Here is a 21,028-nt window from a genome sequence, read left to right on the forward strand (position 1 = left end):
CAGGAATCGCCCAAAATCAAAACGTTGGAGCAGGTTCTCGTCGAAAAAGTCTGTCAACTTTTTGGGAGCCTGCTCGAGAGATCAGCGGCACTGCCGGCGTTCCCCCAAGCCCTGGCCCGATCAGACGTCTGCAAAGTGATCGGTCCCGCCGAGCCCGCGAAGCCGAGCCGCCGGGCGAATTGGTTAACGGCGCGGATTTGGCTATATTGGCGCAAGCAGCCGAGGACGGGGATCGCCGATGCCTTCCAAATTCCGTCATATCCTGATCATATTCGCCTCAGCGGCGGCGGGAGCGGGTCTTGCCGGATGCGCCAGCACGCAGACGCGCCCGACACTGAGCGCCTCCGCGGTTGCGCCGACGCCTCGCAGTGATCCTGCCGCGCCGGCGGGAAGCATCGACGCAGTCCCCGTCCAGGAGGGCAACCTCTATGGCGAAATGAAAGACGCCGGCTTCATCGTTCCAGCGGTCAGACCGGGCCAGGTCGATTCAGCATTCCATCGCAAGAACGTCGCCTACTCGACCAGAGAAGCTCCAGGCACAATCGTGGTCGATCCCGCCGGGCACTATCTCTACTACGTCGAGGCGGGCGGCCGGGCGACCCGCTATGGCATCGGCGTCGGACGCGACGGGTTCGCCTGGTCAGGGGAAGCGACGATCAAGAGTAAGCAGGAATGGCCTGACTGGTATCCGCCGAAAGAAATGATCGAACGCAGGCCCGACCTTAAAAAGCAGCTGGTCGAGCTGCAGAGCGGTCTTGGCATGCATGGCGGTCCCGGCAATCCGCTAGGGGCCCGCGCGATGTATCTCTGGCAGGGGGACCGAGATACGCTCTTTCGCATTCACGGGACGAATGAGCCATGGACAATCGGGAAGAGCCAATCGTCTGGCTGCATCCGGATGATCAATCAGGACGCGATGGATCTCTACCAAAAAGCGACCCCTGGAACCCGAGTCGTCGTTCTTCCCGCCAAAGTGGCGCGCCGGTGAGCCTCTCCGGCTAAGGCCCCGCCAGCCGGCCGAATGCGGATGGGGTTTCGGCGGCGCCCCTGATGATCTCGCGCGTTAGAGAGCAGGTTCCGAAAAAGTCGACGGGCCTTTTCGCTGAGAACCCGCCGCACCATTTTGATTTCCTTATCGATCACATGATTCCATGTGATTGGGACGCGCTCATGGCCGGATAATCCGTGTAGCCCACCGGACCCTTCGTATAGAAGGTCGCCGGTTGGGGTTCATTCAACGCCGCATGCCGGCGAAGACGCTCGGGCAGGTCGGGGTTGGCGATGTAGAGCTTGCCAAACGCCACCGCGTCGGCGTCGCCCGCGACGATCGCCGCTTCGGCTGTTTCTGCGGTATAGCCCTCATTGACGATATAGGGGCCGCCGAATTGCTCCTTGAGAACGCGCCCGAGCGCGTCGGGCCCCGCATGTTCGCGGGCGCAGATGAAGGCGACGCCCCGCTTGCCCAGTTCACGCGCGACATATCCGAAGGTCGCCTTCGGGTCGGAATCGCCCATCGAGTGGGAATCGCCGCGCGGCGCCAGATGCATGCCGACGCGGCCGGGTCCCCAGACGGCGATAGCGGCGTCCGTCGCTTCAAGCATGAGGCGCGCGCGGTTTTCGACCGAACCGCCATAGCGGTCCGTTCGCCTGTTCGCGCTGTCCTGGAGGAACTGGTCGAGCAGATAGCCGTTGGCGCCGTGCAACTCCACGCCGTCGAAGCCGGCCGACTTGGCGTTTTCCGCAGCGCGCCGATAGGCCTCGACGATTTCCGCAATCTCGGGAAGCGTCAGCGCGCGGGGAATCGGATAGGGCTGGTAGGGACGCAACAGGCTCACATGTCCGGCCGGCGCGATCGCGCTTGGCGCCACAGGAGATGCGCCGTCGAGATAGATCGGATGCGACACCCGGCCGACATGCCAGAGCTGCAGCATGATCCGGCCGCCAGAATCGTGGACCGCCTCCGTGATCCGTCTCCATCCTTCGATCTGCGCGTCCGACCAAATCCCCGGGGTGTCGGGATAGCCGACGCCCATCGGCGTGACGGATGTTGCTTCAGTGAGGATGAGGCCGGCGGAGGCGCGCTGCACATAATAGTCCTTCATGAGCGCGTTGGGAACGCGCCCTTCGCTGGCGCGGCAGCGGGTGAGCGGCGCCATGATGATGCGGTTCGGCAATTCGATCTCGCCGAGACGCACGGGCGGAAACAAGATCGACATTCGGATGCTCTGCCTAGGGGAGGACGTAATTTGATCGGAAGGGGTTCACTTGCTCGGCGCCGCACGCCGATCTTTACAAATGTCAAACATCGACCCAGCCTTAAGTTTTGAACCGTTGAGACGCGCCTGAAGGTTTCTACGGGATTTTACGATGCTGACAATGCCCCGCGAGGTGTTTGATCTGGCGAACACCGAGAGACTGGAGTGAAAGATGAGCAAGACCCTTCTCAGCGACTGGACTCTCGCCGCATTCAAACAAAGGGAGGAAGAGCGTCGTAGAGAAGAAAATCGTCGTGGAAGAGCGCAGGGCGATGCGGCTCGGCTCGCCCCCGCCGAGGCGCCGCCGCGTGACAATGAGACGCTGCGCAGCGAGTGGACGATCGTTGCTCTGCAAAAACGATTTGCCGCTTTGGAGCAAAGACTCGCCGCCATGGAACAAAGAGAAGAAGAACGCCGGCGATCTGAACGCGTCGAGGCCGCGGCGCGCGCCCGGCGAGAGGAAGAGCAGCAACAGATCGTTGTAGGCGCCGCGAACGACGTCGCTCCGGATCAGAGTCCTGCGCACTGGCGCGAGATCGATCAACCGCAATTTGTCCAAGAGGCGTTTGAACCGCAAGAGGAGGGAACGATCTTGCACGCCCAGGAGCAGGTTTTCGAGCAAAATGCTCCGGAGGTTGTAAGAGACGCTCAAGGATACGACAGTCATGCCGACGTCCGTTCGGCGCGCGGTCGCGGGACCGTTCAGACGATCGTGTACGGGTTCGTGTCTCTCGTCATCACCGCTTTGATCGCCGCGGCGATAGGTTTTGGGATCGCCATCTTCACGGCGCCGATCGAGAAAGCGACGCAGTTCCATAGCTTCGTCAATCGCACGCTCGACGGTTTGCACGACAAATATCGAGCCGAGCGGCGGACGCCTCCCACGACTCCACCCGATCAGGGACGTTCGTCATCCCCCGGTGGATCTCGCTGAGACGGGCAAGAAAGAAGATAAACGAGGATTGCGTCGGCATACCAAGCGCGCGCCGTCTTGGAGCAGGTTCCGAAAAAGTTGACAGACTTTTTTCGATGAGAACCTGCTCCAACGTTTCGATTTTGAGCGATTCCTCATCGATCACATGATTCCATGTGATCGGGAAGCGCCTCTAAGCGGCCGCCTGGAGCAATGCAGCTTCAAGCGCGGCGTCGAGATATCGGCCGACCTCAGTTACGCGTTCATCGTCGAACTGCCCGAAGAGCGATGAGGGCTGGTCATATTCAAAGACCGACCTCCCATCTTCATCTTCAAACAGCACGACGCGTAGCGGCGCATAGAGAGCAGCGGCAAGACGGTGACGCGTCATTTTGGATGCGGTTAAGGGATTGCCAATCTCGTATTGAATCGCATTGCGGCGTCCTCCGGCGATTTGCAATAACGCGCCATGGTCCCGGACAAGGAAAATCGATAGCTTGGGCCCGGCGTCTCCGTACGCTTTGGCCGCTTGCTCGTCGCCCTTGTTTAATTGTTCGACGATTTGCGCATCGAGCTTTGGCAGCGCAGCTTCGAATTTTTCACGAACCTGCGCAAACGTCTTTGCCGAGCGAATCTTGATGTGCCTGATGGCGACTGTTTTTGACGTGATCTGTGCTTTCGTCATCATGCTATCTCCTGTTCGTGGCGTTGCAGTTGAAATGCGAACATCATCGAACGCTGAGGCTGAAACGGCCCGGTCCGCAGGTTAGTCCGGAAAGATGCGTGCGGGATTCGCCCAGTCAAACGGAGCCAATGCCTAAGACCTATGACGGCATCGTCATCGGAGCCGGAAAGGAACGGCCTCGCCTGCGCCGGCTATCTCGCCAGAGCAGGGCTTTCGGCGCCGCAGTCCCGACTGGGCTTGTCGGGGGCGGCTAGTTCGTGCAGCGTTCGGACAGAAATTTCGCGTCGATCGTGAAGCCCGAGCGATGGGAACGCGCCGTCGTTTTCGACTGCGCGCGATACCAGCTCTGGAAATCGCCGGTGAACAGCAGACTCGTGACGTCACGCGCGTCCTTCGGGCCGCATTCGATGGTGACGATGATCTGATCATTCGCGTGCGCGACAGAAGGCTTCGCGCAGCTTTCGTCCTGGGCGCCGATGATGCTGTCGCCGTCTTCGATACAGACGTCATTGGTTTGCAGCCCGATCTCCGGCGAGATCGTCGAAATGCGCCACAGGCCCGGCCGGCGCTTTGGCAATTCCGCGTCGCTCGCCACGGCGGGCGGACGCGCGCCCGCCAAAAACAAGAGAGCGACGACGAGACCGGGGAAAACAATTTGCGCGCGTTGCATCTCCATTCCTTATCGTGAAAGCGCATGGCGATCTACGTCCTGCCGGCGCCGAGGCCATGCCTGCCGCTATTTCCCTGCGTGTCCAGGAGATTGTCCTGTTGCGTCTTTGCGCCGCCCTACATAGCTTTGCAGAGCCATATGCCGGGGATTCGCGTGATGAGGTCGCCCAATCAGAAGTGGATCGGTCGCGACCTTTTCATCGCCGCGAGCGCGCTTCTTTCCATCGCGGCGCCGCTGTGGGCCTCAGCTGCGGAGAGTAGTCGGGCAGAGATCGAACAAAAGCTCGCCGAAGCGCATGGTGAGCCGATCGATCTTTCAAATCTCGATCTCTCAGGCGTCGATCTGTCCGGCCTCAACCTGCATGGCGCAGACTTCTTCTCCACCAAGCTCGCGGGCGCGAAGCTGGCGAAGGCCGATCTGTCGGCGACGAATTTCACGCGCGCCGATTTGCAGAACGCCGACTTCTCGGGCGCGCGGATGAACGCCGCGACGCTCTATGCCGCGCTTCTCGACGGCGCGACATTTGCCGACGCCGACCTCTCCAATGCGCGCATCATTGGCGGCGGGAAGGGCGTGAACTTCCGCAATGCGAAGCTGATCGACGCGGATCTCGGCGCCGATCCCGCCAATCAGGGCATGGCGCCCGTGCGCGCCGAACTCCCGGACGCCAATTTCGACGGGGCGGACCTTACGCGCGCCAATCTCACGCATGCGGTTCTCACTGGCGCCAATTTCACCGCGGCGATCGTCTCCGGCGCACGCTTCGACTATGCGGTCCTCGATGGCTCGAATCTTTCTCTCGGGCGCTGAGGCTTGCGGCGTCCTTGCCGAAATGTCCCGCCCAGTGCGGGAATATTTCCGTGAGACGCACAGAGAAGCTTGCATTAACCGCCCCGTATCCGCCAACAGCGCGTCTGCATCATGAGCGCCAAAGATTCGCCATTGCGTCCGGCGGCGCCAATCGCTCTGCTCGCCTTCTGCCTGATCGGTCCTGCGGCCGATGCAGGCGAAATCGAACGCGGCCGCTACCTCGTCGACGCGCTGGCCGCCTGCGACAACTGCCATACGCCGCGCGGCGCGGCGGGCTACGATTTCTCCAATCGCTTTAGCGGCGGCGCGCAGACATTTTCCGACAAATCCTATGTCGTGCGCGGCTCCAACATCTCGCCGGATAAGGACACCCGAGTCGGGGCGTGGACCGACGCAGAATTGTGCGCCGCCATTATCGACGGCGTCGGCCGGAAGGGTCGCCTTGCGCCCGTCATGCCGTCGGACTCCTATAAGCCGCTGACGTCAAGCGATCTCGACGCGATCATCGCCTTTCTGCGCTCGGCGACGCCGATCCGCGCGCCGCTTCAGGCGCCGCAGCAGCGCAGCGGCGAATGGGCGCCCCACCCGATGCCCGGAGCGGCGGCGCCCTTCGATGAAGCGTCTCTTGCCGACAAAAACACGCGCGGCCTCTATGTCGCGTCGCTTGCCCGCTGCCTGTCTTGCCACAGCGAGGAAATCGACGGCGCGCCCGATTATCAAGATCGTCTCGGCGCGGGCGGGAAAACCTTCCGCAACGCCGCCGGCGTCGTCGTCGCCTCCAACATCACGTCGCATCCGGCAAAGGGCGTCGGCGCTTGGTCCGACGACGAGTTGAAGCGCGCGATCACACAAGGCGTGGCGCGTGACGGCGCGCCGCTGAGGCCGCCGATGTCGACGCTCTCCAAGGCGCATTTTTCGAAAATGTCGCCCGATGATCTCGATGCGCTCGTCGCCTGGATACGGACGATTCCGCCAAAAGAATGAGCTAACGCGGCTTCGACGCGGCGTCACGGATCGCCTCGGCGAGTTCGCCTTCGAAAAGCATCGCCGAACCGAAATGCGTTTCGATATCGAAAGGCCGCTTCTGATTCATGTCGAGCGAAGCGCTGTGCATGGCGATCAGACGGCCGTCTTCGGTGAACAGGCCGGAACCCGAGCCGCCATAGCCGTCATTGCAGTCGTGACGCACGCGACGAGTGTGGCCTTCTGTGGGTTCGTCGACGCGATAAACATCGCATGACTCAGTGGTGGCCATGAGGCGGGAATTGGAATGTCCGGCCGGCGAGACCATCACGACCTTGAAGCGTGCGCCCGTGGCGATATCGCTCGCTTCGGGCGCGGGCTGCGGTTTGACGTCTTGGGGCGTCGGCTGCAGCAGGCGCAGCAAGGCCCAGTCGTCGGTGATGTGCAGGGCCTTCGATTCGACGGATGCGCCGATGCGCAGGCTGTCCTCATTGAAATAGTAATCGCCGCCCGCGATCCTGAAGAAACAGTTCGTCACCGGATGCGTCGGGGCGAGACGCCGGTCGACGAAATTATGCGCGTTCATCACGACGAGGTCATGCGACCCGATGAGCCAAGCCGCCGCCGCACGCTCCAGCGTTCCGAAATCAGAGTAGCACATGAGCACGCCGGCGCCGGCAAAGCGACTGGCGTCAGCGTCGGTCATCGCCTGGCGCTTGTCGTCGCTGTAAAGCGCGGCAGGGCCTGTCTGCGCGCCGATGCGCGCCAGCGTCGCGCAGAGCAGCATGAGCATGATCAGGATGGTAGGAAGTGCGAACGAGCGCAGGTCCGCCGGAGCGAACAGGCGATGGCGGCGCGCAGGCGAATACATTGGCTCAAGAGATTTCGGCATTCGACGCTTCTGCTGAGGAGGGGATGATCGCCCTTCAACAAAATCTGTGTGCGATTTTGCGTCAAGCGCCACGGCGCCGGGACATATTGGTAACAGATATACCAACATTTCCCGAGACACATTACCGATAAATCGTGAAGACTCGGCCTTGCGCTTAAACTTATATGCCGGCGGATCGTCTCTCGAATTTGCGCGCGAACGCGCAGCGAGAATAAGCGACCGTCAATGAACCATGGCGGCTTGCATTTTGCCGTCTATTTGCGGGGCGACGTCGCCATCGAAGACGCCGTGAAGGCGTCCGGGCGAGGTTGCAGGAGGACTCGTCGATGAGGAAATTGCTGAATTCCGTGTCCCTGTTGTCCGTGCTGATCGCGGCGCCGATCGTGACGATGTCCGCTGCGACTGCCGAGGATAAGCTCGAAGCTCTGACGAAGAGCGAAGACAACTGGGCCATGCAGGGCAAGAACTACAGCTCCAACCACTACAGCACGCTGACCCAGGTCAACGCTGATAACGTCAAGAACCTAAAGGTCGCCTGGTCGTTTTCGACCGGTCTGCTCAGCGGTCACGAAGGTTCGCCGATCGTCGTCGACGGCAAAATGTATGTTCACACGTCTTTCCCCAATAATACTTTCGCGCTCAGCCTCGACGATCCGACTCGCATTCTCTGGCAGCATAAGCCCAAGCAGAACGCCGCGGCGCGCGCCGTCGCCTGTTGCGACATCGTCAACCGTGGTCTCGCCTATTGGCCTGGCGACGGCAAGGCGCCCGCGCTGATCGTGAAGACGCTGCTCGACGGCCATGTCGTCGCGCTGAACGCCAACACTGGCGAGGAATACTGGAAGATCGAAAACTCCGACTTCAAGGTCGGCTCCACGCTCACCGTCGCGCCGCACATCTATAAGGACATTGTGCTCATCGGCAGCTCGGGCGCGGAACTGGGCGTGCGCGGCTACATGACCGCCTATGACGTGCGCACCGGCGAGCAGAAGTGGCGCGCCTATGCGACCGGTCCGGATTCGGATGTGCTGATCGGCGACGACTTCAACAAGGCCAATCCGCACTATGGCCAGAAGGGCCTCGGCACAGCGACCTGGGAAGGCGACGCCTGGAAGATCGGCGGCGGCACCAATTGGGGCTGGTTCGCTTATGATTCGGGCACCAATCTCGTCTACTACGGCAGCGGCAATCCGGCGCCGTGGAACGAGACCATGCGTCCCGGCGACAACAAATGGACGATGACCATTTGGGGCCGCGACCTCAACACCGGCGAGGCGAAGTTCGGCTATCAGAAGACGCCGCATGATGAATGGGACTACGCCGGCATCAACTTCATGATGCTCAGCGAGCAGAAGGACAAGGACGGCAAGCTGCGCAAGCTGCTGACCCATCCCGACCGTAACGGCATCGTCTACACGCTGGACCGCACCGACGGCACGCTGGTCTCCGCCGACAAGATCGATGACACGGTCAATGTCTTCAAGAAGGTCGATCTGAAGAGCGGTCTGCCGGTGCGCGATCCGGAATATGGCACGCGGATGGATCATCTCGCGAAGGACATCTGCCCCTCGGCGATGGGCTATCACAACCAGGGCCTCGACTCCTATGATCCCAACAAGGAGCTGTTCTTCCTCGGCGTGAACCACATCTGCATGGACTGGGAGCCCTTCATGCTTCCCTATCGCGCGGGTCAGTTCTTCGTCGGCGCGACGCTCAATATGTTCCCGGGGCCGAAGGGCGACCGTCAGAAGGGTGAAGGCCTCGGCCAGATCAAGGCCTACAACGCCATCACCGGCAAGTTCAAATGGGAGAAGATGGAGCGCTTCGCTGTTTGGGGCGGCACCGCCGCCACCGCCGGCAATGTCGTCTTCTACGGAACGCTCGACGGCTTCATCAAGGCCCGTCACAGCGACACCGGCGAACTGCTGTGGAAGTTCAAGCTGCCGTCCGGCGTCATCGGACATCCGATCGTCTACCAGCACAAGGGCGTCGAATATCTCGCCATCATGTATGGCGTCGGCGGTTGGCCGGGCGTCGGCCTCGTGTTCGACCTCCAGGATCCTACGGCCGGTCTCGGCGCGGTCGGCGCCTTCAAGCAACTCGCCAACTACACGCAGATGGGCGGCGGCGTGATGGTGTTCTCGCTCGACGGCAAAGGCCCCTACGACGATCTGAGCGTGGGCGAATACAAGGCGAACTAATCGCCGTTCGTTCCATCGATCGCATCCGCCTAAGGCGGTTACGAGACGCCTGTTCGGACGCGCCCCCATGCGTTCGAGCAGGCGATCGAAATGATCACGGAAAGAAAGTCATGTCGCGATTCACTCGCTTTCCCGTCGGCGCATGCTGTGCGGTCTTCGTCGCTCTTGCGGCGATGAGCGCAGAAGGCGCTTCGCTCGGCGTTTCCGGCGACGCCGTCTCGAACGCCGCGACCTCTTCGACGGCATGGCCGTCCGATCCCAGTACGCTTCGCATCTGCGCGGCCAAGAACCAGCCGCCGCTCTCGATGGAAGACGGCTCGGGACTTGAGAACAAGATCGGCGTTGCGCTCGCCGACGCCATGAAGCGTAAGGCCCAATTCGTCTGGTCGCAGCAGCCGGCGATCTATCTCGTGCGCGATTCTCTCGACAAGAAGCTCTGCGACGTCGTCATCGGGCTCGATACCGGCGATCCGCGCGTCGCGACGTCGAAACCCTACTATCGCACCGGCTATGTCTTCGTCAGTCGCGCTGATCGCGACCTCGACATCAAATCCTGGTCCGATCCACGCCTGAAGAAGCTTGGTCACATCGCCGTGGCTTTCGGCTCTCCGGGCGAAACGCTGCTCAAGGACATGGGCCAGTATGAAGATAACATGGCCTATCTCTATTCGCTGGTGAATTTCAAATCCGCGCGCAATCAATACACGCAGATCGATCCCGCCCGCATGGTCGGGGAGGTGATCAGCGGCGCCGCCGATGTCGCGGTCGGCTTCGCGCCCGACGTCGCGCGTTACGTCAAGGCGTCGTCGGCGCCGCTGCGGATGACGCTGATTGAAGACGATGCGGCGAAGAGCAATGGCGAAAAAGTGCCGCAGCGCTTCGATCAATCGGTCGCGGTGCGGCGCGACGACAAGGCCTTGCTGGCTGAAATCGATCAGGCGCTCGTCGCCGCTCGGCCAAAGATCGAAGACATTCTCAAAGCGGAAGGCGTTCCACTTCTTCCCGTCACCCAGTGATGCGCCGCGCGCAAACGAAAACAGGACGAAATACGTGTCGAATAAAAAAAGAAGCGTTTCCCTGTCCCTCATTGGCGCTGCGGCCTCTCTGGTTGCTCTCGGCGCCATCGCGCAGACCGCAGGGATCACATTCCGCAACACGATCACGGGCGAGGTGTTGAACTTCAATGACGCGCTGCCTGAGGGAAGAGACACCGCGGGCGTCAAGGAATTCATGGCGTCGGGCAAGAATCCCTATAATGAGGACGCGAGCTGCCTGAAATTGGGCGAACAGCTCTTTCTTTCCGCCTGCTCCGGCTGTCACGGCCACCTCGCCGAAGGAAAGATCGGCCCCGGCCTCAACGACGCCTATTGGACCTATCCGCAGAACGAAACCGACGAAGGGCTGTTCTCGACGATCTATGGCGGCGGCCAGGCGTCGATGGGGCCGCAGTACCAGAACCTCACGCTCGACGAGATGCTGAAGGTCATGGCCTGGATCCGACATCTCTTCAAGGAAGCGCCGGAGAAGGCGAGCTGGCTCACTGCCGAGCAGCAGAAGACCTTCAAGCCTTACGCCGGCCATGAGTCGCTGCCGGACAACCCGACTGGCAAATGTCAGGAAAAGGCGAAGTAAGTCCCACGCCGCCGTCGCCGGAGGCGCAAACACCGAGGCGCAAGCCTCGCAAAAAGGAGGAAGCAGGGATGCGTAAGATGCATTTCGCCGCGGCGCTCACCGTCGGCATTCTATTCAGCGCCGGAAGCGCGCTCGCCTATGACGGCACCAAGTGCAAGGCGCCCGGAAATTGCTGGGAGCCCAAGCCAGGCTTCCCGGACAAGGTCGAGGGGTCGAAATACGATCCCAAACACGACCCGAAGGAAATCGCCAAACAGCAGGCGTCAATTCAGGGCATGGAAGAACGCAACAAGAAGCGGGTCGAGAACTTCAAGAAGACCGGCAAGTGGGAATATGACGTGAGTAAGATTGCTCAATGAGTTTCATCGCGACAAAAGCGCGATGATCTAGCGGCCACGATCTGGTGCCGGCGTATTCGACAACAGCGCATCGGTCCCATTCCCGAGATCGTGGCCGCCTTTTTATGTTTGGCGCGCTAAGGTCAGGCCTTGAACGAAACTCTGCACGTCGACCAGAAGCTCTCCGATTGGCGCGTGCGCGCCCTTGAGTTTGAACAGGAAATTCAAAAGGCGGTCATCGGGCAAGCGCGCGTCGTCAGGCTTGTGACGATCTGCATTTTCGCGCGCGGCCATGTGCTGATCGAGGGCGACGTCGGCGTCGGCAAGACGACGCTGCTGCGTTCCGTGTCGCGCGCGCTCGGCGGCGATTTCGCTCGCGTCGAGGGCACGGTCGACATGATGCCGAGCGACATTCTTTATCATACCTATCTGGGAGAAGACGGTCGCCCGCGCGTCGACCCTTCCGAGCTTCTGCGCCTGGCGGAAACGCTGCCGGTCTTCTTCTTCAATGAGATCAACCGCGCGCGCCCGCAGGTTCATTCGCTGTTGCTGAGGCTGATGGCCGAGCGCAGCGTGTCGGCGTTCAATCGCGTGCATCACTTCCCCTATCTCAATGTGTTCGCTGATCGGAACATGGTGGAGCGGGAAGAAACCTTCGAACTGCCGGCGGCCGCTCGCGACAGATTTTTTATGGAAATTCTCATGGCCGCGCCGGACGATGAGGACGCGCGCCGCAGGCTGGTTTTCGATCCGGCGTTCCACGATACGGAAACGCTTCTCGAGAGGGTGAGCCCCGGAACGCTGGACTATCGCGAGACGCCCGCCATCGCGCGCGCGATCCAGACACATGTGAGATCGAGCGAGGCGCTCGAACGCTATGTGCTGAACCTCTGGCGGGCTCTTGTCGATCCAAGTTCGGCCGGCGTGTCGCTGCCGGACGTCGACCTCGACAGTCTCGTCAAGGGCGGCGCGAGTCCGCGCGGACTGGCGGCGCTTGTGCGCGCCGCGCGGGTGCGCGCCTGGCTCGAAGGGCGCGATTATCTCATTCCGGAAGACGTGCGCGATGTCTTCATCGAAGTCATGGCGCATCGCATCTTTGTCGACCCGATCCATGCTCTGCGCGGCGACGATATCGTCAAGCGGCTGTGCCGCGCGGCTTTCGACGCGACGCCCGTTCCATGAATAGGATCGTCGATATCCTATTTCGACCGCGCGGACGCTTCGCCGCCAACCACGTCGGCGCCCATACGTCGAGCGAGGTCGGCGGCTTTGGAGTCTTCCGCGATCAGGCGGATTTTATGCGCTATCCGGACGCTCGCCGCATCGACCTTCGCGCGACGCTGCGCGATCCGTTCGGCGCAACCGTCGTGCGCCGCTTCGAGCAAAGGGCGGCGATCGACGTTTACGCGCTTGTGGACCTTTCCGCCTCGATGGGGTTCGCTGGAGCCGTCAACCGATTTCAGGTCGCCGTCGATCTTTGCGGCGCGCTGGCGTATTCGGCGACGCGCAACGGCGATCGCTTTGGCGCGTTCGCTTTCAGGGAGTCGCTGATCGGTCGCGCGACGCTGCCGGCGACCCGTTCGAGAAGGGCGGCGCTCGCCGCCGTCGAAAGGATCGGCGTGGAAACGCCCAGCGGATCGAGCGCCAAAGGCGTGCTCGACGCCGCGGCGGCGCTCGGCGCCACGCGCAAGCTCGTGCTTCTCATTTCCGATTTTCGCTGGCCCGCGCATTTGATCGAGCAGGCGTTCGATGCGCTTTCACTGCATGATGTCGCGCCGCTCGTTCTGATCGACTCTTTAGAAGCCGCGCCGCCGAAATGGGGCGTGCTGGAGCTTTGCGACAGCGAGAGCGGCCGCCGGCGGATCCTGGTGATGAGGCCCGCGCTCCAACGGCGCTGGGTCGAAGCGGAGCAGTTCCGTCGGCGAAGTCTCGCCCGCGCGTCTGCAAGACGCAGCCGCGCGCCGATTTTTATTCAGGACGGTTTCGACGCCAGCGATCTCAGCCTGCGGCTGACGGCGGCGTGAGGCCTGCGATGCGCATCGCATGGGTCGCCCTCATGCTAGCCGCGACGCTTCCTGTATGTGCGCAGGAAACGACGGTGCGCATTCATTCGGCGCGCCCGTTCGGCTATTTCGTGGGCGATCTCATCCATGCGCGCATCGACGTCGCGGCGCCCGCGGACGCCGTGCTGTCGCGCGCCTCCTTGCCCAGTCCCGGTCCGCTCACCGGTTCGCTCGATCTAAGGGACGTCAAACTTAGCGAGACGTCTGAAAACCGCGCGCGCCTGTGGCGTCTCGATCTCACATATCAGAATTTCTATGTCGCGCTCGATGCGCGCGAGATCGAGATTCCTGGTTTCGAACTCTCTCTTTCGACGGCGACGGGCGCGCAGACGGTGGCCGTTCCCGCATGGCGGATTGGCGTTTCTCCTTTGCGCGAGATTGCGCCGCAGAAGCAAGAACAGGCGTCGGATTATCTGCGTCCCGACGGTTCGCCGGCGTTCGTTGACGAAGCCACGCCGCTCAATCTGGCGTTCGCCGCCGCCGCCGCCGCCCTGCTGGCGCTCGCTTTTGTCGCGCGGGATCGCGCCTGGCCGCCCTTCCAGCGACGGAAGGCGCGAATCTTCTCAGCGCTTGCGCGTCAGATCTCGACGCGGCGCGGCGCCGAGGACGGCAATTTAGCCGCGACGATTCAATTGGTGCATCGCGCGCTCGATCAGGCCAATGGCGCAATTCTGCTGTCAGGCGACGTTCCGGAGTTCCTCCGCAAACATCCGGAATTCAAGCCGCTGCGCGTCGACTTCGAGCGATTTTTCGAAACCTCGAGGCGGCGTTTTTTCGGGGGCGAAAGCTCGATGGACGACGAGTTCGCCGCCGAGCAGCTCGCGCAATTTGTCAGCAGGCTCGCCAGGCGGGAGCGCTCAGGATGAGCGCCGTCGGCTTCGATCACCTCGAGGCGCTGCTCCTAGCGCCTCTGGCGCTGCTTCCACTGCTGCGGTCGGTCCTGCGCGGCGCGACGATACCCTCGCTCCTCGCGGCGCCCGCCGACAGTCTTTCCGCCGTCGTCCGCAGCGTCATGAAGCTTGGGGGCGTCGTTGCGATTGGCGCGAGCCTATTCGGCGCGGCGGGCCCCTTTGTCGCGGGCGCGGAAGTCGAGCGCTTTTCCGAGGGCGCGCAGATCGTCATGCTGATCGACCGCAGCGGCAGCATGAACGAGACCTTTGCGGGGCGAACGCCGTCTGGGGGCGAAGAGTCGAAAGCGGCGGCGGCGAAGCGCATTCTCAAGCGCTTTGTCGAAGCGCGCCGTCACGATCTCGTGGGCGTCGCGGCGTTTTCGACGGCGCCGATGCTGGTGACGCCGATTTCGGACCACATCGGCGCCACCGAAGCCGCCATCGACGCGATCGACCGCCCGGGCCTCGACTATACGAATATTGCGCGCGGGCTCGCCATGGCGCTCTCGATGTTCAAGACCAGCGAGGCTGATCTGTCGCGCGCGGTCCTGCTGATATCCGACGGCGCCGGCGTCATCGATCCAAAGCTGCGCGACGATCTGAAGGCGGAATTCCGCAAGACGAACGTCAGCCTTTACTGGCTGTTCCTACGCACCCAAGGCAGCCGGGGCATCTCCGATCAGCCGGCCGGCGAGGATGAGTCGCCACAGGCCGCGCCGGAACGCCATCTCGATCTCTTCTTCAAGTCGCTCGGCGTTCCCTACCGGGCCTTCGAGGCTGAAGGCGTCGAGGCGACGGAGGAGGCCTTAAAGCAGATCGACAGGCTCGAACGTCATCCCGTTCGATATGTCGAGATATTGCCGCGCACGGATCTGAGCGCGTGGGGCTTCGGGCTGGCGCTCGCCGCGACGCTGCTTCTCCTCGCCGCAAAGCTCGCCGAGGTCAGGCTGAGCGTCGGGGACAATGCGCGATGAGCGCCTTCGAGACGAGGATCGCGATCCTGCGCAACAAGGCGCGCGCGCTTTGGCGAGAAGCAAAATCGTCGCTTCTGGCGGCGCTTTTTTTCGCGCTTATCGTCACGACGGCCGCATTGTTCGCCGAATGGCGCGGCGCCGTCGACGCCAACGATACGATCGAGGCGTTGCGCGAAGGCCGTGACGTCGCCGTCGACGCGAATGGCAGGCCGGAAGCGATTCTCGCGCGCGTCGCCTTTCTTGCGGCGCGAAGCGAAGTCGATCGCGCCCGAGCCTTGGTGGAGGCGCTCGACCGTAGCGGGAGCGTCGAGGCGCGCGCGCGGGGTCATTATCTCTTGGCGAACGCGCTGCTGCGCAAGGCGTTCGATCACATCGAACGCTCGCAACTCGAAGCGGCCAACCCATTCGTCAATCTCGCCAAGCGGGAATATCGACGTGCGCTGCAGCTCGCGCCCGACTATTGGGACGCGAAATTCAATCTCGACGTCGCGGCGCGGCTTGTCCGGGATTTTCCGGATTTCGAGCGAAAGAGCGGCGACGAATTGAGCGCCGATCCAAAAAAACTCTGGACCGATATTCCCGGCAAACCGAAGGGATTGCCGTGATGCGCCCGGATGTGCGCGATCCCCGCGTCACTCTTCTCGCGCTGGCGACGCTGTCGCTCGCCGCCACGTTTTTCGCGCCAAAGATTATGCTTCGGCGGCCGTCATTCGATTTTCTCGCCATCGTCGACATCACCGGCAGCATGAACGTTCGCGATTACGCTGTCTCCGGCCGGCCGGTCAGCCGTCTCGACGCCGTGAAAGCCGCGCTTCGCGCCATGCTCGCGGAAATGCCCTGTCCATCGCATGTCGCTCTTGGCGTCTTTACCGAACGCAGGCCATTCCTGCTGTTCGAACCGATCGACGTCTGCGCAGATTTCACGCCTGTGCAAGCTTCGATCGAGGCGCTCGACTGGCGCATGGCCTGGGAAGGCGACAGCCGAATTTCGGCGGGCTTTTTTCGCGCGATCGATATGGCGAGGGAATTGAAAAGCGACCTGCTGTTTTTCAGCGATGGCCAGGAGGCGCCGCCGCTTCCAGCGCGCGGCGCGCCGACGTTCGAAGGGCGTGCGGGCGAGGTGCGCGGCCTTGTCGTTGGCGTCGGCGGCTACGAGCTTTCGCCCATCCCGAAATTTGACGACAGGGGCCGAGAGATTGGATTCCACGGCGTCGACGACGTTCCGCACGAGAGCCGCTTCGGCTTGCCGCCTGAAGGCGCGGAGCGGCGCGAGGGCTACAACGCCCGCAACGCCCCCTTCGGCGCGGCGGCGGCGGTCGGCGTTGAGCATCTGTCTTCCGTAAAGGAGGAGTATCTTCGCTCGCTCGCCGAAAAGACCGGGCTTGCCTACGCCCATCTCGAAGACGGCGCGCGACTGTGGAAGGACTATGCCGCGGTCGCCTCCGTCCGGCCGCGCGAAGCGGCGCTCGACCTGCGGCCGTTCTTTGGGGCCGCCGCGGCAATTCTCACGTTCATGGCCGCCGCCGCAACTTTTTTCGCGCAGGCGTTCATTCAGATGCGCCGCGCGGCGCCGTTCTACCGCTTTCCCCAACCAAGGAGATCCAAATGAGGAAGCTGCTGGGGCTCTTCGCCCTTCTGATTTGCGCGCCTGCGCTCGCGCACGGTCCGACGCCGATAAAGGTCGACGAGTCGATCGTCATCGCCGCCGATCCCAAGGCCGTATGGGCTGTGGCCGGTAAATTCGACGGGCTCGCGAACTGGCATCCTGACGTTCAGAGCGTGACGGCCAAGGGCGGAGACGCCGCCGGCGCGGAGCGCGAAATCACCCTCAAGAAGGGCGGCGTTCTGAAGGAAGGGCTCGATGAATATGACGCTTCGGCGTTCAAACTGTCCTGGCGCATGTCAGATCCAAATCTCGATGCGCTGCCTGTGAGTTCCTACACCGTCACCTTCACGATCGAACCTGCGGCGGCGGGAGGGAGCATGGTGAAATGGTATGGCCGTCTCTATCGCGGCGACACAAGCAACGAGCCGCCGGAAAACCTCAATGATGACGCCGCGCGCGCGGCGATGGCGAGCTACTTGCGCGACGGTCTCCAGGGCCTGAAGAAGAAAGTGGAAGGGAAGTAGCTCTGCGATGCGCTTGCGCGAAGCGATCATTCTTGCGGGCGTCTGCGCGCTCTTCGCCTCATGCGGCGAAGAGCGGCGCGCCGCCGAGCCGGATGAGCTGATCGAGTCCGAGGCCCGTAAGGGCGCCGACGTCTGGTTGCGCGCCACCGATCGCATTGAACCTGCGCTCTGGCTGGCGCAACGCGAAGCCGGCGGCGCCGTCGGCGTGCGCGAACCTGCGGTCGAGCGCATACGCGCGGCGCTGCTCTCGGCGCAGCCGCATTTTCTCGAGTCCGACCGCATGCTCGCCAATCGCACCGCTCAGGTCGAGCAGATGCTCGCGGCCGACGGCCATGCCGAGGATTATGCGCAGCTGATCGCCTCGCTCGTGGAGGTCGCCGTGACCGCCGGCCAAAAGCAAACCTATGGCGAGGTCTGCCAGCATTATTACAATCTGCGCCACAGCGGGGTTGAACGGCAGGATGCGCTGAGGATGCTCGCCGCCCGCTACCGAACGCAGAAGCAATTCAGATAGCGGCGCCTGGAGCGCTTATCGATCACATGGAATCATGTAATCTATAAGCAATCGCCCAAAATCAGAACGTTGGAGCAGGTTCTCATCGAAAAAGTCTGTCAATTTTTTCGGAACCCGCTCAGACAAGTTTCATCGCAACCTTGTTTTCGACGGCGATGCGCAGAAGATCCGCTTTCGAACGCGCGCCGAGCTTGCGCTTCAGCAGAATGCAATTGTTCGCGACGGTCTTGTAGGAGACCTTAAGAATATGCGCGATCTCGGTCATATCCTTGCCGTCGGCGAGATTGCGCAGGATCTCGATTTCCCGGCCGTTCAGCGCGTCGAGGGGGTTGCTCGCGCGGCTCTGGTCGGCGAATGCGAGCTTGAGCGCGAGAGTGTTTGACAGGTAGCGCTCGCCCGCCGCAACGGCGCGGATCGCCTTGATGAAGACGCGCGGGTCCTCGTTCTTCGCGACATAGCCGCGCGCCCCGCCCTCGATCGCCCGCGCCGCGAACACCGGATCGTCGTTCATGGTGAAAACGATGATTTGGGCGTTCGCGTCCCGCTTCAAGATGCGGCGCAGCAGTTCGAAGCCGGAGACGCCGGGTAGATTAATGTCGAGCACCACGACGTCGGGCGCTGCGGACGCGTACGAGTCAAGCGCCTCGTTGGCGTCATGCGCCTCGAGCACTTCGATGTCTTTTTGTCCCGAAAGCATGCCGCGGCAGCCCTCGATCACCATGGGGTGGTCGTCGACGATGAGAATGCGCATCCATATTCGCTTGTTTGAGAGCCTGATCCTATGTTGTGAAAACCGCTAGTCTTGTCAATCGACTGTAAATGGACGTCAACGGTCAAGCATGGAGATGAGGGCGTTGATGATGCGCGGGGTTTCGCTTAAAGCCAGACTGGGCGGATTAATCGGCGTCGTGCTCATCGCCACCTTGCTGATCAATCTTGCAATCCAGCTGCTTCACGCCGGCCCCCGCGTGCGCGCGGAAGCGGGAAGCAATCTCAGATTGATGCGGGAATTTGTCTTAGCAACGATTGCAAATCTTCCCGAAAACGAAGATCCGCTCCCCGCATTGCGGCGTCTCTACGGGTCGCTGGGGAGCCTTCGCCATGCCGATGTCGAGATCCTCGCCGCCAACGAGACCGCGCCGCGCGATTGGCTGGAGAAGATCCGCCATTCTGGCCAGGACGTGCCGGAATGGTTTGTGAAGCTCGTCGGCGCCTCGCCGCGCGTCCTGACGATTCCGGTGACGGTCGGCGGGCGCGCCTACAGCAATATTGTGGTGATCTCGAATCCCTTCGACGAGCTCGAAGAGATCTGGTCCGACATGCTATGGCTTGCGGCGATCAGCCTCGCCGTCACGATCATCTTTCTGACGCTCGTGCTCCTGTTCCTGCGCCACTCGCTTGCGCCTTTCGATGCGCTGAAGTCCGGCCTGGCGCAATTGGAGGCGGGCAAGAGCGGCGTGCGCCTGTCGGTCAGCGGCGCGACGGAATTCCGATCGATCGCCGCCGCGCTGAATTCGCTCGGTGCGACGCTGGATCGCGTCAAGCAGGAGAATCGCGAACTCGTCGACAGGCTCTTTCAGGTGCAGGAAGGCGAGCGCAAGGATATCGCGCGCGATCTGCATGACGAAGCCGGTCCTTGTCTGTTTTCGATCCGCGCGACGTCCGCGGCGCTACAGGAGCTTCTCTCGCAACCTGCTCCTGACATGAGCCGACTGAGACAGATGAGCGTGACGATCGACAAGGCGAGCGAGTCGCTTCAATCGCTGTTCAGAGGCCTGCTCGGCCGGCTGCGGCCAAAAGGCCTCGAGGAACTTGGTCTGGAACCGGCGCTGAAGGCGCTCTTCGCCTCATGGGCGCTTACCCATCCTGAGGTCGATCTGCGGCTCGTCGCGCGCCACGATCTCTCGTCCCTCGACGAGGAGACGGCGCTGGCGGCCTATCGTGTGGTGCAGGAGGGCGTAACCAATATTTTCCGCCACGCGGGCGCGGATAAGGGCGAGGTCACTTTGGAATTCGGCTTGGACGCGTCGGCGGACTCCTCCGGGTTCGACGCCGAAGCGCCGCCGCAATTGAAAATCACGATCGAGGACAATGGCGTCGGCATTTCGGAGCGCTTTGCTCCAGGCATGGGTCTGCTGGGCATGAACGAGCGCGTGCGCGCGCTGGGCGGCGCGCAGCGAATGGAAAGGCGGGAGTCCGGCGGCACGCGGATTACGGTGTCGCTTCCGCTGAGGGACGACGGCGAGTGATTGAGAGAAGGCGCATCGGCGCGGGACGCTCGCACCGAACGGGAAAGTTTGGAAGCGTGGAAGGCGAAATTTTGAAGGTGTAACGATACGCGCCCTTCATTATTCTCTACCGGAGCCGTCATGTCAGGCGGACTAAGTAAATTGGAGGAGCAACGCCATGGCCTGGTCGCAACCGATCATCGTCGAAATCTGCGTCGGTATGGAAATCACCAGCTACGAATCGGCTGAGATCTGATCAGCCTGTCGCGGCGGTCTGGATCGCGCGCGCCTAACCTGAAGCAACAGGCCGCGCGGGTCTACCGAGCAAACTGAGCTGGCGCCGTCGCTTGCGACGGCGCAGCCGTATGCCGCTGCGATGCGAGCTGCGGCGTTGCGGAACGCAGAGGTGCTCTGACCTGCGCGGGCAGTGAGCCCTGCATTTTTGGCACTCACCCGCGGGTGCTGATAGCATATTGTTTTTTCAGGCCTTTGCCTTTCCTGGCGCTTGCTCTCCGCGGATTTGCTCCTAATCTGAAAGGAATCAGATCGTCAAGGAGCAGGCCATGGCCTCCAGCGGCTTCCGTTTGCAGCTTCAAGGCTACGGCCTGACGACGGCGCATATTCTCTATCGTCTGCCGGACTATCCGAAGATCATCCAATCCTACGTCTGGCAGGAATATGATCTTCATCCCGAGTTTCCAGAGCTGCGCAAATTTCTCGATTTCTGGATGCGCAGCCTCGATGGCCCGCTGCATTCCGTCACCGTCGCGCATTCGAACCTCATCAAACCGGCTGAGTTAAAGCTCCTCGACAAGGAGTTCAACGTGCATTGAAAAACTAATATGGCCGGCGTCTTGCGCAACGAGCTTG

The 21,028-nt window shown here is 62.1% G+C and carries 24 protein-coding genes; 18 read left to right on the plus strand and 6 right to left on the minus strand.

The genetic code is table 11. The annotated features are described in order from the left end of the window. The first annotated feature begins 238 nt into the window (after positions 1-238). The gene (locus tag BN69_RS12790; protein ID WP_014892041.1) at positions 239-988 is read left to right on the plus strand and encodes a L,D-transpeptidase; all 750 of its coding nucleotides are present in this window, start codon (positions 239-241) and stop codon (positions 986-988) included. Between the two features lie 151 nt (positions 989-1,139). Here BN69_RS12790 and BN69_RS12795 read toward each other — a convergent pair whose 3' ends face one another. From BN69_RS12795 to BN69_RS12810, 4 genes are all read right to left on the minus strand, one after another. Beyond that, on the minus strand, positions 1,140-2,216 hold the full coding sequence (locus BN69_RS12795; protein WP_014892042.1) for an alkene reductase: 1,077 nt from the start codon (positions 2,214-2,216) through the stop codon (positions 1,140-1,142). 136 nt (positions 2,217-2,352) lie between these two features. Further along, positions 2,353-3,105: a hypothetical protein gene (locus BN69_RS12800; RefSeq protein WP_148277115.1), complete on the minus strand. Its 753-nt coding sequence runs from the start codon at positions 3,103-3,105 to the stop codon at positions 2,353-2,355. Between the two features lie 256 nt (positions 3,106-3,361). Next, positions 3,362-3,856, minus strand: coding sequence for a DUF302 domain-containing protein (locus tag BN69_RS12805; protein ID WP_244434942.1), 495 nt, complete (start codon positions 3,854-3,856; stop codon positions 3,362-3,364). A 247-nt stretch (positions 3,857-4,103) separates the two neighbouring features. Next, positions 4,104-4,523 (minus strand): DUF3617 domain-containing protein, encoded by a 420-nt coding sequence (locus tag BN69_RS12810; RefSeq protein WP_014892045.1) that lies wholly within the window; start codon positions 4,521-4,523, stop codon positions 4,104-4,106. Between the two features lie 156 nt (positions 4,524-4,679). Here BN69_RS12810 and BN69_RS12815 point away from each other — a divergent pair, with 156 nt between their 5' ends. Both BN69_RS12815 and BN69_RS12820 read left to right on the plus strand, forming a co-directional pair. After that, positions 4,680-5,333 (plus strand): pentapeptide repeat-containing protein, encoded by a 654-nt coding sequence (locus BN69_RS12815; RefSeq protein ID WP_041927371.1) that lies wholly within the window; start codon positions 4,680-4,682, stop codon positions 5,331-5,333. A gap of 111 nt (positions 5,334-5,444) precedes the next feature. After that, positions 5,445-6,317, plus strand: coding sequence for a c-type cytochrome (locus BN69_RS12820; RefSeq protein ID WP_014892047.1), 873 nt, complete (start codon positions 5,445-5,447; stop codon positions 6,315-6,317). A 1-nt stretch (position 6,318) separates the two neighbouring features. Here BN69_RS12820 and BN69_RS12825 read toward each other — a convergent pair whose 3' ends face one another. Next, positions 6,319-7,296: a trypsin-like serine peptidase gene (locus BN69_RS12825; RefSeq protein WP_244434943.1), complete on the minus strand. Its 978-nt coding sequence runs from the start codon at positions 7,294-7,296 to the stop codon at positions 6,319-6,321. A 218-nt stretch (positions 7,297-7,514) separates the two neighbouring features. On the opposite strand from BN69_RS12825, the gene BN69_RS12830 reads away from it, so the two are divergent. The 12 genes from BN69_RS12830 (at position 7,515) to BN69_RS12885 (ending at position 17,930) form a co-directional block, all read left to right on the plus strand. Then, the gene (locus BN69_RS12830) at positions 7,515-9,389 is read left to right on the plus strand and encodes a methanol/ethanol family PQQ-dependent dehydrogenase (protein WP_014892049.1); all 1,875 of its coding nucleotides are present in this window, start codon (positions 7,515-7,517) and stop codon (positions 9,387-9,389) included. 110 nt (positions 9,390-9,499) lie between these two features. Further along, positions 9,500-10,405, plus strand: a complete 906-nt coding sequence (gene moxJ, locus BN69_RS12835; RefSeq protein ID WP_014892050.1) for a methanol oxidation system protein MoxJ — start codon at positions 9,500-9,502, stop codon at positions 10,403-10,405. Between the two features lie 34 nt (positions 10,406-10,439). Beyond that, positions 10,440-11,021, plus strand: coding sequence for a cytochrome c(L), periplasmic (gene moxG / locus BN69_RS12840; protein ID WP_014892051.1), 582 nt, complete (start codon positions 10,440-10,442; stop codon positions 11,019-11,021). A gap of 68 nt (positions 11,022-11,089) precedes the next feature. Beyond that, positions 11,090-11,380, plus strand: coding sequence for a methanol dehydrogenase [cytochrome c] subunit (locus BN69_RS12845; RefSeq protein WP_014892052.1), 291 nt, complete (start codon positions 11,090-11,092; stop codon positions 11,378-11,380). A 129-nt stretch (positions 11,381-11,509) separates the two neighbouring features. Next, the gene (locus BN69_RS12850; RefSeq protein ID WP_014892053.1) at positions 11,510-12,541 is read left to right on the plus strand and encodes an AAA family ATPase; all 1,032 of its coding nucleotides are present in this window, start codon (positions 11,510-11,512) and stop codon (positions 12,539-12,541) included. Continuing rightward, positions 12,538-13,383 carry a DUF58 domain-containing protein gene (locus BN69_RS12855; protein ID WP_014892054.1) on the plus strand — a complete coding sequence of 282 codons (846 nt, stop codon included), beginning with the start codon at positions 12,538-12,540 and terminating at the stop codon, positions 13,381-13,383. The genes BN69_RS12850 and BN69_RS12855 overlap by 4 nt, the downstream gene beginning before the upstream one ends. 32 nt (positions 13,384-13,415) lie before the next feature. Then, on the plus strand, positions 13,416-14,288 hold the full coding sequence (locus BN69_RS12860; RefSeq protein WP_148277117.1) for a nonribosomal peptide synthetase MxaA: 873 nt from the start codon (positions 13,416-13,418) through the stop codon (positions 14,286-14,288). Beyond that, the gene (locus tag BN69_RS12865) at positions 14,285-15,286 is read left to right on the plus strand and encodes a vWA domain-containing protein (RefSeq protein WP_014892056.1); all 1,002 of its coding nucleotides are present in this window, start codon (positions 14,285-14,287) and stop codon (positions 15,284-15,286) included. The genes BN69_RS12860 and BN69_RS12865 overlap by 4 nt, the downstream gene beginning before the upstream one ends. Then, entirely contained in the window at positions 15,283-15,891 is a 609-nt protein-coding gene (locus tag BN69_RS12870) for a hypothetical protein (RefSeq protein WP_014892057.1), read from the plus strand. The genes BN69_RS12865 and BN69_RS12870 overlap by 4 nt, the downstream gene beginning before the upstream one ends. Further along, the gene (locus tag BN69_RS12875; protein WP_014892058.1) at positions 15,891-16,895 is read left to right on the plus strand and encodes a vWA domain-containing protein; all 1,005 of its coding nucleotides are present in this window, start codon (positions 15,891-15,893) and stop codon (positions 16,893-16,895) included. Before BN69_RS12870 ends, BN69_RS12875 begins: the two co-directional genes overlap by 1 nt. Then, positions 16,892-17,416, plus strand: coding sequence for an SRPBCC family protein (locus tag BN69_RS12880; protein ID WP_014892059.1), 525 nt, complete (start codon positions 16,892-16,894; stop codon positions 17,414-17,416). Before BN69_RS12875 ends, BN69_RS12880 begins: the two co-directional genes overlap by 4 nt. A gap of 7 nt (positions 17,417-17,423) precedes the next feature. After that, positions 17,424-17,930 (plus strand): hypothetical protein, encoded by a 507-nt coding sequence (locus BN69_RS12885; RefSeq protein WP_014892060.1) that lies wholly within the window; start codon positions 17,424-17,426, stop codon positions 17,928-17,930. Between the two features lie 118 nt (positions 17,931-18,048). Here the strand turns inward: BN69_RS12885 and BN69_RS12890 are convergent, their stop codons facing one another. Next, positions 18,049-18,681: a response regulator transcription factor gene (locus BN69_RS12890; RefSeq protein ID WP_014892061.1), complete on the minus strand. Its 633-nt coding sequence runs from the start codon at positions 18,679-18,681 to the stop codon at positions 18,049-18,051. A 106-nt stretch (positions 18,682-18,787) separates the two neighbouring features. Here BN69_RS12890 and BN69_RS12895 point away from each other — a divergent pair, with 106 nt between their 5' ends. The 3 genes from BN69_RS12895 (at position 18,788) to BN69_RS12900 (ending at position 20,991) form a co-directional block, all read left to right on the plus strand. Then, on the plus strand, positions 18,788-20,179 hold the full coding sequence (locus BN69_RS12895) for an ATP-binding protein (protein WP_041927373.1): 1,392 nt from the start codon (positions 18,788-18,790) through the stop codon (positions 20,177-20,179). A gap of 157 nt (positions 20,180-20,336) precedes the next feature. Then, entirely contained in the window at positions 20,337-20,414 is a 78-nt protein-coding gene (gene pqqA, locus BN69_RS20105) for a pyrroloquinoline quinone precursor peptide PqqA (RefSeq protein ID WP_083858813.1), read from the plus strand. A gap of 307 nt (positions 20,415-20,721) precedes the next feature. Further along, positions 20,722-20,991: an usg protein gene (locus BN69_RS12900; RefSeq protein WP_014892063.1), complete on the plus strand. Its 270-nt coding sequence runs from the start codon at positions 20,722-20,724 to the stop codon at positions 20,989-20,991. Positions 20,992-21,028: the final 37 nt, after the last annotated feature.

It is taken from the genome of Methylocystis sp. SC2 (assembly GCF_000304315.1).
GTDB lineage: Bacteria > Pseudomonadota > Alphaproteobacteria > Rhizobiales > Beijerinckiaceae > Methylocystis.

Bases quoted from the DNA above. Each gene is read 5' to 3' on its own strand.
- BN69_RS12875 (WP_014892058.1), top strand. From the start codon at position 15,891: ATGCGCCCGGATGTGCGCGATCCCCGCGTCACTCTTCTCGCGCTGGCG.
- BN69_RS12825 (WP_244434943.1), bottom strand. From the start codon at position 7,296: ATGTTGGTATATCTGTTACCAATATGTCCCGGCGCCGTGGCGCTTGAC.
- BN69_RS12855 (WP_014892054.1), top strand. From the start codon at position 12,538: ATGAATAGGATCGTCGATATCCTATTTCGACCGCGCGGACGCTTCGCC.
- BN69_RS12805 (WP_244434942.1), bottom strand. From the start codon at position 3,856: ATGATGACGAAAGCACAGATCACGTCAAAAACAGTCGCCATCAGGCAC.
- BN69_RS12865 (WP_014892056.1), top strand. From the start codon at position 14,285: ATGAGCGCCGTCGGCTTCGATCACCTCGAGGCGCTGCTCCTAGCGCCT.
- BN69_RS12900 (WP_014892063.1), top strand. From the start codon at position 20,722: ATGGCCTCCAGCGGCTTCCGTTTGCAGCTTCAAGGCTACGGCCTGACG.
- BN69_RS12895 (WP_041927373.1), top strand. From the start codon at position 18,788: ATGATGCGCGGGGTTTCGCTTAAAGCCAGACTGGGCGGATTAATCGGC.
- BN69_RS12830 (WP_014892049.1), top strand. From the start codon at position 7,515: ATGAGGAAATTGCTGAATTCCGTGTCCCTGTTGTCCGTGCTGATCGCG.
- BN69_RS12815 (WP_041927371.1), top strand. From the start codon at position 4,680: ATGAGGTCGCCCAATCAGAAGTGGATCGGTCGCGACCTTTTCATCGCC.
- BN69_RS12790 (WP_014892041.1), top strand. From the start codon at position 239: ATGCCTTCCAAATTCCGTCATATCCTGATCATATTCGCCTCAGCGGCG.
- BN69_RS12820 (WP_014892047.1), top strand. From the start codon at position 5,445: ATGAGCGCCAAAGATTCGCCATTGCGTCCGGCGGCGCCAATCGCTCTG.
- BN69_RS12795 (WP_014892042.1), bottom strand. From the start codon at position 2,216: ATGTCGATCTTGTTTCCGCCCGTGCGTCTCGGCGAGATCGAATTGCCG.
- BN69_RS12880 (WP_014892059.1), top strand. From the start codon at position 16,892: ATGAGGAAGCTGCTGGGGCTCTTCGCCCTTCTGATTTGCGCGCCTGCG.
- moxJ (WP_014892050.1), top strand. From the start codon at position 9,500: ATGTCGCGATTCACTCGCTTTCCCGTCGGCGCATGCTGTGCGGTCTTC.
- BN69_RS12870 (WP_014892057.1), top strand. From the start codon at position 15,283: ATGAGCGCCTTCGAGACGAGGATCGCGATCCTGCGCAACAAGGCGCGC.
- BN69_RS12810 (WP_014892045.1), bottom strand. From the start codon at position 4,523: ATGCAACGCGCGCAAATTGTTTTCCCCGGTCTCGTCGTCGCTCTCTTG.
- BN69_RS12885 (WP_014892060.1), top strand. From the start codon at position 17,424: ATGCGCTTGCGCGAAGCGATCATTCTTGCGGGCGTCTGCGCGCTCTTC.
- BN69_RS12845 (WP_014892052.1), top strand. From the start codon at position 11,090: ATGCGTAAGATGCATTTCGCCGCGGCGCTCACCGTCGGCATTCTATTC.
- pqqA (WP_083858813.1), top strand. From the start codon at position 20,337: ATGGCCTGGTCGCAACCGATCATCGTCGAAATCTGCGTCGGTATGGAA.
- BN69_RS12860 (WP_148277117.1), top strand. From the start codon at position 13,416: ATGCTAGCCGCGACGCTTCCTGTATGTGCGCAGGAAACGACGGTGCGC.
- BN69_RS12890 (WP_014892061.1), bottom strand. From the start codon at position 18,681: ATGCGCATTCTCATCGTCGACGACCACCCCATGGTGATCGAGGGCTGC.